Origin of the sequence: Microcella putealis (assembly GCF_004216575.1) — a bacterium.
In the GTDB taxonomy this organism is placed as follows: domain Bacteria; phylum Actinomycetota; class Actinomycetes; order Actinomycetales; family Microbacteriaceae; genus Microcella; species Microcella putealis.
In genome coordinates, this window is the sequence record NZ_SGWW01000001.1 from 1,006,242 (window position 1) to 1,021,771 (window position 15,530).

General features: G+C 69.7%; 15 protein-coding genes and 1 pseudogene. 10 read left to right on the top strand and 6 right to left on the bottom strand.

Annotated features, from left to right (window positions below; genetic code table 11):
• The first annotated feature begins 3 nt into the window (after positions 1 to 3).
• The gene (locus tag EV141_RS04880; protein ID WP_130484792.1) at positions 4 to 696 is read left to right on the top strand and encodes a cache domain-containing protein; all 693 of its coding nucleotides are present in this window, start codon (positions 4 to 6) and stop codon (positions 694 to 696) included.
• Here the strand turns inward: EV141_RS04880 and EV141_RS04885 are convergent.
• A complete protein-coding gene (locus tag EV141_RS04885) occupies positions 693 to 1,751 on the bottom strand; it encodes a Glu/Leu/Phe/Val dehydrogenase dimerization domain-containing protein (RefSeq protein WP_130484793.1) in 1,059 nt (352 codons plus the stop codon). The two genes, EV141_RS04880 and EV141_RS04885, sit on opposite strands and share 4 nt — an antisense overlap.
• Before the next feature lie 216 nt (positions 1,752 to 1,967).
• Here EV141_RS04885 and EV141_RS04890 point away from each other — a divergent pair, with 216 nt between their 5' ends.
• The 5 genes from EV141_RS04890 (at position 1,968) to EV141_RS04910 (ending at position 9,050) form a co-directional block, all read left to right on the top strand.
• Positions 1,968 to 2,570, top strand: coding sequence for a PadR family transcriptional regulator (locus EV141_RS04890; RefSeq protein WP_130484794.1), 603 nt, complete (start codon positions 1,968 to 1,970; stop codon positions 2,568 to 2,570).
• A 90-nt stretch (positions 2,571 to 2,660) separates the two neighbouring features.
• Entirely contained in the window at positions 2,661 to 4,301 is a 1,641-nt protein-coding gene (locus EV141_RS04895) for an ABC1 kinase family protein (RefSeq protein WP_130484884.1), read from the top strand.
• A 101-nt stretch (positions 4,302 to 4,402) separates the two neighbouring features.
• Entirely contained in the window at positions 4,403 to 5,425 is a 1,023-nt protein-coding gene (locus EV141_RS04900; protein WP_241969023.1) for a 3-oxoacyl-ACP synthase III, read from the top strand.
• Complete coding sequence (locus EV141_RS04905) at positions 5,422 to 8,079, top strand: alpha/beta fold hydrolase (RefSeq protein ID WP_130484796.1); 2,658 nt, start codon at positions 5,422 to 5,424, stop codon at positions 8,077 to 8,079. The genes EV141_RS04900 and EV141_RS04905 overlap by 4 nt, the downstream gene beginning before the upstream one ends.
• Complete coding sequence (locus tag EV141_RS04910; protein WP_130484797.1) at positions 8,076 to 9,050, top strand: NAD-dependent epimerase/dehydratase family protein; 975 nt, start codon at positions 8,076 to 8,078, stop codon at positions 9,048 to 9,050. Before EV141_RS04905 ends, EV141_RS04910 begins: the two co-directional genes overlap by 4 nt.
• A 17-nt stretch (positions 9,051 to 9,067) precedes the next feature.
• Here the strand turns inward: EV141_RS04910 and EV141_RS04915 are convergent, their stop codons facing one another.
• From EV141_RS04915 to EV141_RS12420, 3 genes are all read right to left on the bottom strand, one after another.
• Positions 9,068 to 9,496, bottom strand: coding sequence for a TraR/DksA family transcriptional regulator (locus tag EV141_RS04915; RefSeq protein ID WP_198675497.1), 429 nt, complete (start codon positions 9,494 to 9,496; stop codon positions 9,068 to 9,070).
• Positions 9,497 to 9,668: 172 nt separating this feature from the next.
• The gene (locus EV141_RS04920) at positions 9,669 to 9,908 is read right to left on the bottom strand and encodes a hypothetical protein (protein ID WP_130484798.1); all 240 of its coding nucleotides are present in this window, start codon (positions 9,906 to 9,908) and stop codon (positions 9,669 to 9,671) included.
• A gap of 96 nt (positions 9,909 to 10,004) precedes the next feature.
• On the bottom strand, positions 10,005 to 10,262 hold the full coding sequence (locus EV141_RS12420; protein ID WP_338418558.1) for a serine hydrolase: 258 nt from the start codon (positions 10,260 to 10,262) through the stop codon (positions 10,005 to 10,007).
• Here EV141_RS12420 and EV141_RS04930 point away from each other — a divergent pair.
• Positions 10,204 to 10,503, top strand: coding sequence for a substrate-binding domain-containing protein (locus EV141_RS04930; protein ID WP_185740092.1), 300 nt, complete (start codon positions 10,204 to 10,206; stop codon positions 10,501 to 10,503). The two genes, EV141_RS12420 and EV141_RS04930, sit on opposite strands and share 59 nt — an antisense overlap.
• A 101-nt stretch (positions 10,504 to 10,604) precedes the next feature.
• Complete coding sequence (locus tag EV141_RS04935) at positions 10,605 to 12,344, top strand: L-aspartate oxidase (RefSeq protein WP_130484800.1); 1,740 nt, start codon at positions 10,605 to 10,607, stop codon at positions 12,342 to 12,344.
• 490 nt (positions 12,345 to 12,834) lie between these two features.
• Here the strand turns inward: EV141_RS04935 and EV141_RS04940 are convergent, their stop codons facing one another.
• Positions 12,835 to 13,239, bottom strand: coding sequence for a heavy metal-responsive transcriptional regulator (locus tag EV141_RS04940; RefSeq protein WP_130484801.1), 405 nt, complete (start codon positions 13,237 to 13,239; stop codon positions 12,835 to 12,837).
• Positions 13,240 to 13,294: 55 nt separating this feature from the next.
• On the opposite strand from EV141_RS04940, the gene EV141_RS04945 reads away from it, so the two are divergent.
• Both EV141_RS04945 and EV141_RS04950 read left to right on the top strand, forming a co-directional pair.
• Entirely contained in the window at positions 13,295 to 13,612 is a 318-nt protein-coding gene (locus tag EV141_RS04945) for a thioredoxin family protein (protein WP_130484802.1), read from the top strand.
• Positions 13,609 to 14,961 carry a dihydrolipoyl dehydrogenase family protein gene (locus EV141_RS04950; RefSeq protein WP_130484803.1) on the top strand — a complete coding sequence of 451 codons (1,353 nt, stop codon included), beginning with the start codon at positions 13,609 to 13,611 and terminating at the stop codon, positions 14,959 to 14,961. Before EV141_RS04945 ends, EV141_RS04950 begins: the two co-directional genes overlap by 4 nt.
• Positions 14,962 to 14,999: 38 nt before the next feature.
• Here EV141_RS04950 and EV141_RS04955 read toward each other — a convergent pair.
• Positions 15,000 to 15,482 (bottom strand): annotated as a pseudogene (locus tag EV141_RS04955) (ISL3 family transposase); the annotation flags it as partial.
• Positions 15,483 to 15,530 lie beyond the last annotated feature (48 nt).

Consider the following 15,530-nt stretch of genomic DNA (forward strand, 5'->3'; position numbering starts at 1 on the left):
TCGATGACGACGACCCATGTCGAGACCCCCGCCGTGATCGTGGCCGACTACTTCGGCCAGGCGATCGACGAGCTCGAGGGCTGGAAGGCGCGCTTCGCCACCGAGCTCGCCGCCGCCCGGGCGCGCGGCCCCGTCACGACCGATGTCCTGGATGCACTGGTCGCCCCATACGCGCTGCGCACCTTCGACGCGCTCGCCCTCCCCGTGTACGGCTCGGGTTTCATTGCCGCCCTCGACTCGCTCTCCGACGCCCGCAGCCACCTCGCGTGGTGGCAGGGCGCCGACCGCGGCAAGCTCGTGCTCGCCGCGCAGTCGGTCAATAAGGAGGCGATCGACTACTCCGAACTCGAGTGGTACCGCGTGCCGCACCAGACGGGCGAGGCCCACGTCGCTGGGCCCTACGTCGACTACCTATGCAGCGACGAATACACGATCACCATCGCGTCGCCCGTTTTTCTCGACGACGAGTTCGTGGGCGTGGCCGGACTCGACCTGTTGATCGACCAGGTCGAGCGCGACCTCACTCCGAAGCTCGCCCCGCACGGCGCCGACATTTCGATCGTCAACGGAGTGGGGCGGGTGCTTCTGTCGACGAGCCCGCACCGCGAGACGGGCGACACCGTGCGCGGGGCAGAGCTCGATGCACTGACCCGCACCGAGTGCCCCGGCATGGCACTGGCCGTACTCGCCGGCTAGACGCTGACGCGACCCCCGCGCACGCGGTCCATGGCGAGGGCCTCCGCCGCATCGAGCGGGGTGATGCCGTCGGTGCGCGCGATGCGGTACACCTCGTCGAGCGTGTCGCCGATGCCGTCGAGTCGGCGCTCGATCTCGTCGACGGGCGCCCCGCGGCCGGCGAGCGCAAGGTGAATCACGCCGCCTGCGTTCACCAGAAAGTCGGGGGCGTAGACGATGCCGCGCGCCGCGAGGCGCGCCGCGCCCGAGCGTTCGGCGAGCGGGTTGTTGGCGGGGCCGACGACTGCGCGCACTGGCAGCGCGTCGATCGTCGCATCCGTGAGCACGCCGCCGAGGCCGGCTGGCACGAAGACGTCCGCGGGCGTGGTGAGCGCAGCATCCACCTCGATCCAGTCGGCGCCGAGCTCGTCGGCGAGCGCCCGGCGCGACGCGACGATGTCGGTGACGGCGAGTGAAGCGCCAGCAGCCGCGAGGCGACGCGCGAGGCGACCGCCCACCTGGCCGAGGCCCGAGATCACGATGCGGCGACCAGCGAGCGCAGCCGAGCCGTCGAGCTCGGCCAGCGTGCGCTCGATCGAGACGTAGACGCCGTGCGCCGTGCCGTCGGCCGGCTCACCCTCGCCGCCCTCCTCGGGCGGCAACCCGACCACGTGCTCGGTGCGCTCGCGCACGACGAGCATGTCGTATTCGGTCGTGCCGACGTCTTCGGCCGTGATGTAGGCGCCGTCAAACTGCTCGACGAGGTCGCCGAGATCGCGCAGGGCGGCCGTGCGGCGCTCAGCGTCGAGCTCGTCGTCGGGGCCGAGGGCGATGACGGCCTTGCCGCCGCCGTAACCGATGTCGGCGAGGGCGTTCTTGAGCGTCATTGCGGCAGAGAGGCGCAGCACGTCGCCGAGACCGTCGCTCCAGTGGGCGTAGCGCCACATGCGGCAGCCGCCGAGGCCGGGGCCGAGCGCTGACGAGTGCAGCGCCACCGCCATCGTGAGTCCGCTGCGACGGCCAACCGCCGTCGTCACGCGTTCGTGGGTGAAATCGGGCAGGGCGTGCAGGGTCATCGTTGTCCTCGCGGGGTCGTGCGCGCTGGCTTCTGGCCGGCGGCGTGCTGCGGCAGCGCGGGGTACCGCGATGCTCCCCCTCATGATGCCAGCAGGATGCGCGCCACCGCACCCAGCGCGCACTCGCGTCGCGTCGGGCTGGCGCCCAGCGATCAGACGTACCGTAAGACGCGCGCGATCGTGCGTCGCGCATCCGCCTGTTCGGAAGGGAACCCCATGCGCAGCAGCTCGTCCTCGTCCCCGATGTTCGACCTCCGCGAGGCCGTCGAGGGCCTGCGCGACGCGTTCACGCCGCGCTACGGCGGAAAGGGTGGCGATCACGGCCACCACGGTCACCACGACGTGCGGTCGGCGGTCATGATCGCCCTGCTCGACCACGCCCGCACGGGCGCCGAAGTGATTGAGGCCATCGCCGCCGAGTCGGAGGGCCACTGGCGCCCGAAGCCCGGTGCCGTGTACCCGCTGCTGCAGCTGCTCGTCGACGAGGGGCTCGTTGCGTCCGAGCAGCGCGACGACAAGAAGGTGTACGCCCTGACCGAGGCGGGGCGCATCGCCGCCGAGGCGGCGGCGGCCGAGCACGCCGCACACGACCACGAGCACGTGGGCCACGATCACGCGCGTTCGGGCCGCGACGGCTGGAAGGCCCCGAACTTTCCGCGCATGAGCGAGCACGACGTGCTCGTGCCAAAGTCGGGTGCGAAGCTCGCCCAGGCGGCCGCGCAGGTGGCGCAGGTGGGCACGGCCGACCAGAAGAAGCGGGCCGCCGAGCTGCTCGACGAGACGCGCAAACGCCTGTACGCGATCCTCGCCGAGGACTAGCCCGTGCCCGAGCCGTCGGCGCCCGCCTCCGCGAGGCCCGCGCCGACTCCCGATCAACAGCGTGCCCTGAAGGCTCGCTACCGCCGCATCATGCGCTTCGCGACGCGCGTGCTCGTGCAGGCGTGGTGGTTCGAGCTCGTGCTGCCGCGCTTCGGCCTGGGCGCACTCGCCGCGCGTGGCCGCATTCGCCGGTTACAGAAGGCCGCGCGTCGCTTTCACCGGCTCGCCGCCGATCTCGGCGGCCTCATGATTAAGGCGGGACAGTTCCTGTCATCGCGGCTCGACGTGCTGCCCCGCGAGATCACTCAAGAGCTCGAGGGTCTGCAAGACGAGGTCGCCCCCGAGCCGCTCGACCGCATCGTCGCGCAGGTCGAGCGCGAGCTCGGGATGCCGCTCTCGGTCGCCTTCGCGTCGTTCGATGAGACGCCGATCGCGGCGGCCTCGCTTGGCCAGGCCCACCGCGCCCGCCTCTCCCCCGGCCTCGCCGCCGAGCTGGGCATCGACGACGTCGTCGTCAAGGTGCTGCGCCCCGGCATTGAAGAGATCGTCGAGGTCGACCTGGCGGCGCTGCGCCGCGTCGGCCGCATCCTGTCGCGCGTGAAACTCGTGGCGAACCGCACCGATGCGCCCGCCCTCGTCGAAGAGTTCGCCACGACGAGCCTGGAAGAGATCGACTACCTCAACGAGGCCGCGTACGCCGAGCGCTTCGCCGCCGACTTCGCCGACGACCCGCGCATGCGCACGCCCGCCATCATCTGGGAGCGTTCAGCCCGCCGCACCCTCACCCTGCAAGACGTTTCGGCGATCAAGATCACCGACGTCGCCGCCCTCCGCGAGGCCGGAATCGATCCGGATGCCGTGGCCGGCGAACTCGCGCGCGTCACCTTCCAGCAGCTCTTCATCGCTGGGTTCTTCCACGCCGACCCGCACCCGGGCAACATCTTCGTCACCCCCGGCCCCACCGGCGGGGCCGACGACTGGACCATCACCTATATCGACTTCGGCATGATGGGCGAGATCACGCCGGGCCTGCGCGCGGGGCTGCGCTCGTTCATCCTCGCCGCCGTCGGCCGTGACGGGCCCGGCCTCGTGCAGGCCATGCAGCGCCTGGGAGTGCTGCTGCCGACGGCCGACATCGACGAACTCGAGCGGGCGATGACGGCGCTGTTTGATCGCTTCGGCGGTATGGGCGTCGCTGAACTCACGCAGGTCGACCCGCGCGAGCTCGAGCAGTTCGCTCGCCGGTTCAGCGAGACGGTGCGCACGCTGCCGTTCCAGCTGCCCGAGAGCTTCCTGCTCTTGATTCGCACGGTCTCGCTGCTGTCGGGCGTCACGAGCGCGCTCAACCAAGACTTCAATATTTGGGATGCGGTTGACCCGTTCGCGAAGACCCTTGTGCAGGCAGGGCGCTCGGGCGGCATCGACGGGGTCGTCGAGCTCGGGCAGCAGGCCGTCGGCTATGCGGCGACGATCGCGCGCCTGCCGCGACGCATTGACCAACTCGCGGCGAAGGCCGAGCGGGGCGACCTCGCCCTGCGGGTACCCGAGACCGATCGGCGCATCCGCTCGCTCGAGCGGTCGATCGGGCGAGCAACGTCGGGCCTGCTGGTCATCGGGCTGCTGATCGCAGGCGCCGTGTTGCGCTCGTCGGGTGACCCGCTCGGCACGGTGCTCATGATCGCCGCCGCGGTGCCGCTGCTGCACATTGTGGTGAGCTCGCGGTTCCCGTAGGCGGTCAGCATCCGCCATATGCCACCGCCGCCATGCGAGGCACGGTTAGGCTAAAACGTGCTCCCGCAAGGGGCGGCACACCGATCTCCAGAGGGGGCCCAGTGGCCGGAAACGCCACCGTTCGATTCGAGAACGTCGCACTGCTCTCAGTAGCCAGCGTGCTGCCGAGTCGCGTGACGACCTCCGACGACATCGAAGCGCGCCTGGCGCCGTCGCTCGATCGCCTGAAGCTGCGCAGCGGATTGCTCCGCCGCGTTGCGGGCGTCAACGAGCGCCGCAACTGGGGTGAGGGCGAAACGGTCGACGCGGCCACCATTAGCGCGGGCACGAAGGCACTCGCGGAGGCCGGGGTTCACCCCGACGACGTGGGGCTGCTCATCAACACCTCGGTCACGCGCATGAACCTCGAGCCGTCCGTCGCCGTCGCGCTGCACCATGGGCTCGGCCTGCCCAGTTCGGCCATCAACTTCGATGTCGCCAACGCCTGCTTGGGCTTCATCAATGGTCTTTCGCTCGCCGCCACCATGATCGAGTCGGGCCAAATTCGTCACGCCATCGTGGTCGCGGGCGAAAACGCCGACGACATTCAGGTGAACACCATCGACCGCCTGCTTGCCTCCGACGGCAGCCGCGACGACTTCATGCAAGAGTTCGCGACCCTGACGCTGGGGTCGGGGTCGGCGGCGGCCGTCCTCGGGCGCGCTGACGAGCATCCGAACGGTCACCGCATTCTGGGCGGCGTGACGCGCGCCGCGACCCAGTTCCACCAGCTGTGCGTCGGCAGCGTCGACGGCATGTTCACCGACGCCAAGGCGCTGCTGAAGGGCGGTCTCGACCTCGTCGTCTCGGCGTGGAAGGACGCGTCGACCGAGTGGAACTGGTCGTCGATGACCCGCTACATCACGCACCAGGTGTCGTCGATTCACACGTCGTCGCTCGTGAAGGCGGTCGGGCTCGACCGCTCGCGGGTGCCCACGACGTTCCCGAACTACGGCAACGTCGGGCCCGCCTCGGTGCCGATCACGCTCGTCGAGGAGAAAGACTCGCTGATCCGCGGCGACCGCGTGCTACTCGTCGGCGTGGGCTCGGGCCTGAACACGGCGATGCTGGAAATCGCGTGGTGAGCGGCGCCGACTCGCCCCTTCCCGCCGGGCTCGCGGACCTCGCCGAGCTCGACCCCCGCTGGAGCCGCACACTCGGCGTGACCGACTCACTCACCGGCGAGACTCACGACTGGCACCTGCTCGACACCGAGGCCGAGCTCGATCGGCTGGGCGTGACGCCGGTCGGCACCGTTCTCGCGGTGCACGGCAACCCCACGTGGTCGTATCTCTGGCGGCGCATCGTCGCGGCGTCGCTCGCGGCCGCTGAGGCGGGTGCGCCCGCGTGGCGCGTCATCGCGGTTGACCAGCTGAACATGGGATTCTCGGCCCGAACGGGCGCCGCGCGCCGGCTCGAGCAGCGCGTGCGCGACCTTGGCGAGCTCACCGACACTCTCGGACTGAGCGGCCCCGTGGTCACGCTCGGCCACGACTGGGGCGGCGTCGTCGCCCTCGGCTGGGCCGTCGACCACCCCGAACTGCTGGCGGGCATCGCCTCACTCAACACCGCCGTGCACCACCCGCTCGGCGTGCCGATTCCGGCTCCGCTGCGCCTCGCCACCGCGCGCGGCGTGCTCGCCACCTCGACCGTGTCGACGCCCGCCTTCCTCGAGACGACCCTTTCGCTCGCCCGCCCCGCGCTCAGCGTCGAGGTGAAGAACGCCTACCGCGAGCCCTACCGCTCGGCCGCCGACCGTGCGGGCATTGGCGCCTTCGTCGCCGACATCCCCGTCGACGAGCGTGATGTGAGCTACCGCGAGCTGCGGCGCATCGCCGCGGGCGTGTCGATGCTCACCGTGCCCGCGCTGCTCTTGTGGGGCCCCGACGACCCGATCTTCGGCGACCGCTACCTCGACGATCTCGTCGACCGGCTGCCGCACGCCGAGGTGCACCGCTTCGAGGGCGCGAGCCACCTCATCGCCGAAGACCGGCCGTACGCGGATGCGGTGCTCACCTGGCTCGCCGACCGCGTGGCCCCCGGGGCGCCCGCCTCCGCGATGGCGGCGGATGCGCATCCCGCGATCGACGACGCCCCGTACGCGCCGCTGTGGGCCGCCCTCGACGCGCGCCGCGACGACGACGCCGACGCGATCATCGACATGGCGACGCGCGATGGCTCCGTGCGCCACGTCAGCTGGCGGCGCCTGAATGACCGCGTGCGCCGCATCGCCGCGGGGCTCGCGAGCATCGGCGTGCGCCGCGGCCAGCGGGTGTCGGTGCTGGTGCCGCCCGGGCCGACGCTCACCGCCGTCATCTACGCGTGCCTGCGCATCGGGGCGGTCGTGGTCGTCGCCGATGCGGGCCTCGGCGTGAAGGGCCTTTCGCGCGCGGTGCGCGGCGCGTGGCCCGACGTCATCATCGGCGAGGTGAAGGGCCTCGCCGCGGCGAAGGCGCTCGGCTGGCCGGGCCTGCGCATCTCGACGGCGACGCTGCCGTGGGCGAGCCGCCGGGCGCTCGGCGTCTCGGACAGCCTCGCCGGCATCGCCGCCCGCGGAGCTGACGCCGCGCTGCCCGCCGAGCCGTCACCGCACGACCTCGCGGCGATTCTCTTCACGTCGGGCTCGACGGGCCCGGCGAAGGGCGTGCGCTACACGCACCGTCAGCTGTCGGCCGTCCGCGACGTGCTCGCCGCGCACTTCGGCATCACCGCCGACACCGGCCTGGTGACGGGATTCGCACCGTTCGCGCTGCTCGGCCCCGCGCTCGGCACGCGCTCGGCGACCCCCGACATGGATGTCTCGGCACCCCGCACCCTCACCGCCCGCGCGGTGGCCGCCGCCGTGCGCGAGGCGGATGCGCGCATGGTGTTCCTCTCCCCCGCCGCGATCCTCAACGTGGTCGCGACAGCGGGCGAGCTGACCGCCAACGACCGGGCAGCGCTCGAGGGCGTCGGCACGTTCCTCTCGACCGGTGCGCCCGTCGGCGAGCCGCTGCTCGCGGCAACGGCGGCCCTTATGCCGAACGCCGAACCGCACACGCCGTACGGCATGACCGAGTGCCTGCTCGTCACCGACATCACGCTCGACGGCATCCGTGCGGCAGCCGACGCCCCCGACCGCGGCGTCTGCGTCGGCGCCCCGATCGGCGACAACCGCGTGCTGATCAGCGCCCTCGACGCGTCGGGACGTCCGGTCGGCGAGCCGGGCAGCGCGCCCGGTGTGCTGGGCGAGGTCGTCATCTCGGCCCGGCACCTCAAGTCGTCGTACGACCGGCTGTGGCTGACTGACCGCGCCGCGACCGCCGACACCCCCGGTGACGGCGGTCGCTGGCACCGCACGGGCGACGTCGGTCACCTGGATACGCAGGGTCGCCTCTGGATCGAAGGTCGCCTTCCGCACGTGCTCACGACCGCCGACGGCCCCGTCGCTCCGGTCGGCACCGAGCAGCAGCTCGAGCAGAGCCCGCGCGTGCGCCGCGCAGCGGTCGTCGGCGTCGGCCCCGAGGGCCTGCGGCAGGCGGTCGCTGTGGTTGAGACGGTGCCCGCCGCGAGCAAGCCGGGGCTCGCCGACGCCGATCTCGCGGCCGAGCTGCGCGCGCTGTCGAGCCTGCCGCTCGTCGCCGTGCTCGTCGTTCCCGAGCTGCCGACCGACATTCGCCACAACTCGAAGATCGACCGCCAGCGCCTGTCTGCCTGGGCTGAGGCGACGCTCGCCGGTGGGCGCATGGAGCGACCGTGATTGTGACGGTGACCGGAGCATCCGGCTATCTGGGCGGCGCCGTCGCCGCGACGCTCGTGGCCGACGGGCACGAGGTGCGCACGCTGCAGCGGCGACCCTCGGGCGTCGACGGAGCGCGCGATTTCCTGGGCTCCGTGACCGACGATGCGCTCGTTCGCGAGGCATTCGACGGCGCCGAGGGCGTCATCCACCTGGCGGCGAAGGTGTCGCTCGCGGGCGACCCGGCCGAGTTTTCGCGCGTCAACGTCGAGGGCACCCGCATCGTGCTCGACGCGGCCGAGGCCGCCGGGGTGGCGCGCTTTGTGCAGATCTCGTCGCCGTCGGTCGCGCACGCGGGCGCGGCGCTCGCGGGCGTCGGTGCCGAGCCCGCATCGCCGGCGGATGCGCGGGGCGAGTACGCGCGCACGAAAGCGGAATCGGAATTGCTGGCCCTCGCCCGCGACTCGGACGCCATGCGCGTCGTCGCGATCCGCCCGCACCTCGTGTGGGGGCCGGGCGACCCGCAGCTGGTGGCGCGCATCGTCGACCGCGCGCGGCGCGGCCGCCTGCCGCTGCTCGACGGGGGCCGGGCGCTCATCGACACCACCTACATCGACAACGCGGCCTCCGGCATCGTGGCGGCCCTCCGCCGCGCCGACGTGGCCCACGGCCGTGCCTTCGTGCTGACGAACGGCGAGCCGCGTCCCGTCGGCGAACTGCTCGCCGGGATCTGCACCGCCTCGGGCGTACGCCCGCCCGCGTGGAGCCTGCCCGCCGGCATCGCCCGCGCCGCCGGCTCGCTCATCGAGCGGGTCTGGGCCGTGCGCCCCGGAACCGACGAGCCACCCATGACGCGTTTCCTCGCCGAGCAGCTGTCGACCGCGCACTGGTTCGACCAGCGCGAGACGCGCGAGGCGCTCGACTGGGCGCCGACGGTCACGCTCGACGAGGGGCTGGCGCGCCTCGCCGAGCACACGGCTGCGCGCGCGTAGCGGCCCCGCGGCCCACATCAGCGCGCCGCGATCCGGGCGCAGTCGATGCACAGCGTGGCGTCGGGTCGCGCCTCAAGCCGAGCGGGAGCGATCGCTTGGCCGCAGCGCTGACACACCCCGTACGTGCCGGCCTCCAGACGCCGGATCGCCGTGTCGAGGTCGTCGAGTTCGCGCTGCGCGGCCTCGAGAATGCCGACCGACTGCGACCACAGCTGCGAGGTCGTCGCCCCCTCGGGGTCGTGCTCGTCATCGTCGGAGTTCTCGGAGCGCAGCCGCTGCACCGCATCCAGTTCGCGCCGCAGACTGTCAACCCGCGCCGCCACCTCGGTGCGACGCCGCTCAAGCGCCGCGCGCGCGTGACTCACGTCGCTCCCGCTGCCGTCGCGCTCGTCGTTCGCGTCGCCCACGGCATCACTGCCGCCGTTGCCGCCTGCCCGCTCGCTCACCCCTCCAGTGTGCGCCACGGCACCGAGCCGTCGCCGTGGCGCAACTCAGTTGCCTCTTGTGGCGAAGCAAACCCCGGCGCGATCACCACAAGGGGCAACTCACCCCTCGACCTACGTGCCTGCGCGCCCCAGCGACGGCGAAAACCGGCACGAGCGGCGCTCAGCCCGCGACTCAGCGGGGCGGGTCGACCGGCCCGCGGCCGTCACCCGGGGCGCGGCCGCCGTTGGGGTTCTGCTTGTCGATGAAGTCGCTGGCCGCGCGGTGCAGCTTGTCGACGGCCGACGCGTGTTTGCCCTGGCCGAACTGGCGGCCGGCGCCGGCGGCCTTGTCGAGGGCGGAGCGCGCGGCCTGCTGGCCCTTCTCCGACTTCAGGGCCTGCTGGGCTGCGCTGAGCAATCGCGTGAACTTCATGTCGTCCATCCTGCCGCGCGACACTGTGCCGTTTCTGGCTGCCGCCTATGCGCCGGCTCAGCCGCCGCGCGTCGCAGCCCGGCGGCACGAGCCACCTCAGCGCGCGACGAGCACCTCGCGAAGCGCATCCACGACGCGGGTCGCGCGGTCGTCACCCGCCTCCATCTCGTTTGTCAGGAACGCGAAACCCACGCGGTGGTCGGGGTCGGGAAAGGCCACCTGGCCGCCGGCGCCGTCGTGCCCGAGCGAGGTCGGGGTCAGATAGCGACGGGCCTCCGAGTCGAGCTGGAACCCCATGCCCCAGCGCAGCCACGGCCCCGGCGCGGCGAAGTGCGGCGCCCCTTCGGAGCGCACGCGCGTCGCGCGCTGGCGCGTTCCCGCATCCGGGATGCGCGTGCCCGACGACGTCTCGATCGTCTCGTTCGACAACGACGAGCTCGCCGCCTACCTGCGCCCCGGCCTCACCACCATCGCGCTCCCCCACGAAGACATGGGCCGGCGCGCTGTGGACGCGCTGCTCTCGCCGGGCGACACGGGCGAGCTGCTCGTCCCCATGCCGGTCGTCACCCGCGAATCGATCGCGACGCCGCGGTAGACCGGGCCGTTACCAAACCCACTGGCACTTACCAGCCCCGCCCAAGGCGCCGCTCAGGCCCCGGCGAGGGCCTGCCCAGCGCTCAGACATAGCGTTCTCCTATGACTCCTCGAACCAGGTCTGACCGTCGAATTTACACGTCTGTTCTCGTCATCGGGACGGGCGGATCGGGCCTGCGTGCGGCGATCGAACTGTCGGAACGCGGGGTCGACGTGCTCGCCGTCGGCAAGCGGCCGAAGAACGACGCCCACACGGCTCTGGCCGCAGGTGGCATCAACGCTGCGCTCTCGACGATGGATGAGGACGACAGTTGGCAGCAGCACGCCGCCGACACGATCACCGAGAGCTACATGCTCGCCAACCCCCACACGGTCGAGACCGTCACGAAGTATGCCCACCGCGGCATCGAAGACCTCGAACGGTGGGGCATGCCCTTCGCGCGCGAAGCAGATGGGCGCATCAGCCAGCGCTACTTCGGCGCACACAAGTACCGCCGCACAGCCTTTGCCGGTGACTACACGGGGCTCGAGATTCAGCGCACCCTCGTCTCGCGCGCGACCGAACTGCAGGTGCCGATACTCGACTCGGTCTACATCACGCGCATTCTCGTCAGCGACAACGTGGTGTTCGGCGCCTACGGTTTCGACCTGCGCGACGGCACCCGGGTGACGATCATCGCCGACGCGGTCATCATCGCGGCCGGCGGTCACAACCGCATCTGGCGACGCACCTCGAGCCGCCGCGACGAGAACACCGGCGACTCATTCAAGCTGGCCGTCGATGCGGGCGGCCGTCTGCGTGACGCCGAACTCGTGCAGTTCCACCCGAGCGGCATCCTCGAGCCCGAGAACGCCGCCGGAACGCTCGTCAGCGAGGCCGCTCGCGGGGAGGGCGGACACCTGCTGAACGCTCTCGGAGAGCGCTTCATGGAGAGGTACGACCCCGAGCGCATGGAGTTGTCGACGCGCGACCGTGTCGCCCTGGCCGCGTACACCGAAATCAAGGAGGGCCGCGGCACCGAGAAGGGTGGCGTCCTGCTTGACATCTCGCACCTACCGCGCGAAACGATCATGACGCGCCTGCCCCGCGTCTACCAGACCTTGCTCGAACTGCAGGTGCTCGACGTGACGACGACGCCGATCGAGATTGCACCGACCGCCCACTACTCGATGGGCGGCGTGTGGGTGAACTCCGACGACCACTCGACCGACGTGCAGGGCTTGTACGCGATCGGCGAAGCATCGAGCGGCCTGCACGGTGCCAACCGTCTCGGCGGCAACTCACTCGTCGAGCTGCTCGTATACGGCCGCATCGTCGGCGAGGCGGCCGCAAACTACAGCGCTGGCATCGTGCACCAGCACCGCTCGCGCGAGGCGATCGAGGCCGCCGACAACGAGGTGACCGAACTCCTCATGTCGGACGGCACGGAGAACGTGCGGGCTCTGCAGCGCGATCTGCGCAACACAATGACCGACCACGGCGGTGTGGTGCGCGACGAAGCGGGGCTGCTCGAGGGTCTGCGCCAACTCGACGAGCTGGAGGACCGTCAAACCCGAGTGGGGGTGCACCCCGATCTCGCCGGCTTCTCGGGCCTCGCCCACGCCTTCGACCTGCGCGCGTCGCTTCTCGCCGCCCGCGCGACCCTTGACTGCGCGCTCGAGCGACGCGAGAGCCGGGGAGCCCACAACCGCAGCGACTACCCCGACACGGATCCGGCACTGCAGGTGAACCTCGTGTGGTCGGCCGACGGCACGATCGAGCACGAGCCGATTCCGCCGGTACCCGGCGAGATTGCCGCGCTCATGGAGAACGTGACGCAAGACGGCAAGCTGCTCGAGTAGCCACACGGCGATAAGGGTGCCCACGCGCAGCGACTGGTGCACCTGATACAGGTTTACTCGAACCCCGCACCCGGGATCGTCGCACCTCAAGACCTGATCTTCCGCTCGAGCCCCCGCAACCAGGAAAGTTCGACAACCGGAACTCGTCGGCGAGCCCGCCAACTGAGGGCTGACGAAGCAGAAGCTGTCGCGAAACGTTACCTCGCGGTGCGCAGCGTTCGAACCGTCGCCGCCGAGTTCGGACTTTCTCGGACTACCGTGGCCCGAATCCTGAGCGATCGCGGAATCGACGCGTCACGAAGGATGACCGAGGGCCAGATAGCGATCGCCGTCGAACTCTACGAAAGTGGCCAGTCGAGTGCCGTGATCGGCAAGCAGTTAGGCTTCGACAATCACACGATCTTGAAGGGGCTGCGAAGCCGCGGCGTCAGGATCAGGCTGGCGGCCGCTCAAAGGCGAGAGGGTGATTCAGGAAGCGTCTCCTAAAGGGTCAGCCTCCCGTCGAGACGATGACGCTGCAGACGCCCCCCGGTTCGCAGTCGGTCGGGTCGAGGTCTCGACCCGCGGCGATCAATTGATTCAATTCAGCTTCCAAGACAGCAAGCTCACGTTGCCGCCGCTGCACCTCATCGAGCTTTTCCTCGAGCAGAGTTGAGACATGAGCGCAGGGCGCTTCGCCCGCGTCGCGGATGTTGATCACACTGGCGATCTCAGCAAGGGTGAGACCCGCCGATTGCGCGGATCGAATGAAGTTCAGTCGCGATACCGCCGCGTGGTCATAGCGGCGATAGCCATTTCCTTCACGCGCAGAGGGCGAGAGAAGTCCTCGTCGCTCATAGAAACGGATTGTCTGTGAGGGAACACCGCTGACGTTGGACAGGTCGCCGATCTTCATGGGCTCCATTTCACCACTTGACCTTGCATCGCGCTACAAGGTTTATTCTCCGAGAATGGAGATCACGCTGCAGTACTTCACTGGTTGCCCGAATTGGTCGATCGCCGCCGAGCGCTTGGCGACGATCGCCTCCGAACGCCCCGACATCACCGTTCTTCACCGACTGGTCGATACGTTCGATGACGCGGAGAAGCTCGGCTTCCGCGGCTCGCCCAGCATTCTCGTCGACGGCGTGGACCCGTTCGCCGACTCGTCGGCACCCGTCGGCCTGGCCTGCCGTGTGTACAGCACACCCGCAGGTCGCGCTGGCGCCCCCACTCTGGAACAACTGCGCATGGCGATCACCGCACAGCACGATGGAGTCGCACTGTGAACGCGGAGTACGACCTGTTCGTCATCGGTGCCGGGATGGCAGGGATCACTGCGGCCAACCGCTGCGCGTCTCAAGGCTGGAAGGTCGGCATCGTCGACACCCTTCCCTACGGAGGCACCTGCGCTCTTCGCGGCTGCGACCCCAAGAAGATTCTCCGCCGAGGCGCCGAAATCATCGACGATGCACGCCTCATGCACGGCAAAGGCATTAACCAGAGTGGCCTCACACTCGATTGGCCCGCCCTCATGCGGCACAAGCACGGCTTCACCGACGATATTCCAGGCGCCATGGAGTCCACGCTGAAACGGAACGGTGTGTCCTCGTTCCACGGCGATGCCCGATTCGTCAGCCGCCATCACGTCGACATCAACGGCGAACAGCATTCCGCAGCACGATTTCTCATCGCCACCGGAGCCCGCCCTCGGCCGCTCGAGTTCTCCGGCCAGGAGCTTCTGGTCGACAGCACCGAATTCCTGAACCTCGAAGCGCTGCCCAGAAGAATCGTGTTCGTCGGCGGCGGGTTTGTTTCCTTCGAGTTGGCACACGTCGCAGCGCGCGCTGGCGTGGAGTGCGTGATCATCGACCACGGCACAAAGCCGCTGCGCGCATTCGACCCGGACCTCGTAGATCTGCTTGTGCGCCGCAGCGAACAGGCTGGAATACGAGTGCACCACAGCACCTCCGTGAGCGCAGTCACGCACACCTCCACGGGCTTTCACGTTGCAATCGAGCGGGACCGCGCGACATCCAACATCGACGCCGACCTTGTGGTGCACGGAGCGGGCCGCGTACCCAACTTCGACGGCCTCGATCTGGAGGCAGCCGATATCGCGCACGGGCCACAGGGCATTGACGTCTTCGGGCACTTGCAGAGCCGTAGCAATCCGTACGTCTATGCAGCAGGTGACGCGGCGGGCACCCCGGGCGAACGCCTGACGCCGGTGGCCGTCTTCGAAGGTAAGGTCGCCGCATCCAACATGCTCAAAGGCATCGAGACCGTGCCCGACTACGCCGGCGTGCCCTCGACGGTGTTTACGATTCCAGAACTAAACCGGGTCGGGATGCTCGAACAAGAAGCTGCACGCGATGGTCGAGAGATTTCTGTGCGCTACCACGACACCAGCGGCTGGTACAGCAATTACCGAATCGGTGAGACTACCGCCGCCACGAAGGTGATCGTAGATCCAGCGACCGACTTGATTCTCGGGGCGCACCTACTCGGCCCAGGCTATTCAGAAGTGATCAACACGTTTGGCCTCGCCATCAAGCTCGGACTCACCACCCGACAGCTGAAGTCCGTGACAGCCACCTATCCTTCCCTCGGTTCCGACCTCGGCTCCATGTTCTGACAAATGCGATCCCGAGCGGCGCCGAAAGGGGCTCTTCGTCATGAAGCGGGGGTAGGGGCTGTTCGCCAGGGCTTGTGGCCGCCGGCGGCGAGCAGGATCCGCAGCCGGTAGTTGTCGAAGTTGCGGAACCCGTGCGCCGACCTTCGGGTCTTTTCGATGATCAGGTTGATCGCCTCGGTGCCGCCGTTGCTCACCCCGCCGGTATCGAAGTAGGCCAAGAACTGCTGTCGCCACGCCCGCAGCGTTCGGCCGAGTCGGGCGATCTCGGGAATCGGGCAGGTGTGAAAGCTCTCCAACACGCGCGCCGCGACGACGCGCCCGTCAGTGAGACGCTCTTGATGGTAGGCCGAGCGCAGCTGCTGGTAGCAGAGCCAGGCGACTTCGACTTCGGCGTGCGGGTCGCCCACGGCCAGGCATGCGGTGAGCTTCGCCTTCTGCCGGTCACTGAGCAGCTCTTGGCCGTGCCGCAGCAGCAGTGGAGTCCCGCATAGTGGTGTAACGCTCGGTGGTCGCCGGCGTCGTTGCTGACGTAAACGCGGTCACCGTGTGATCCTTCGAGAAGCCTCTTA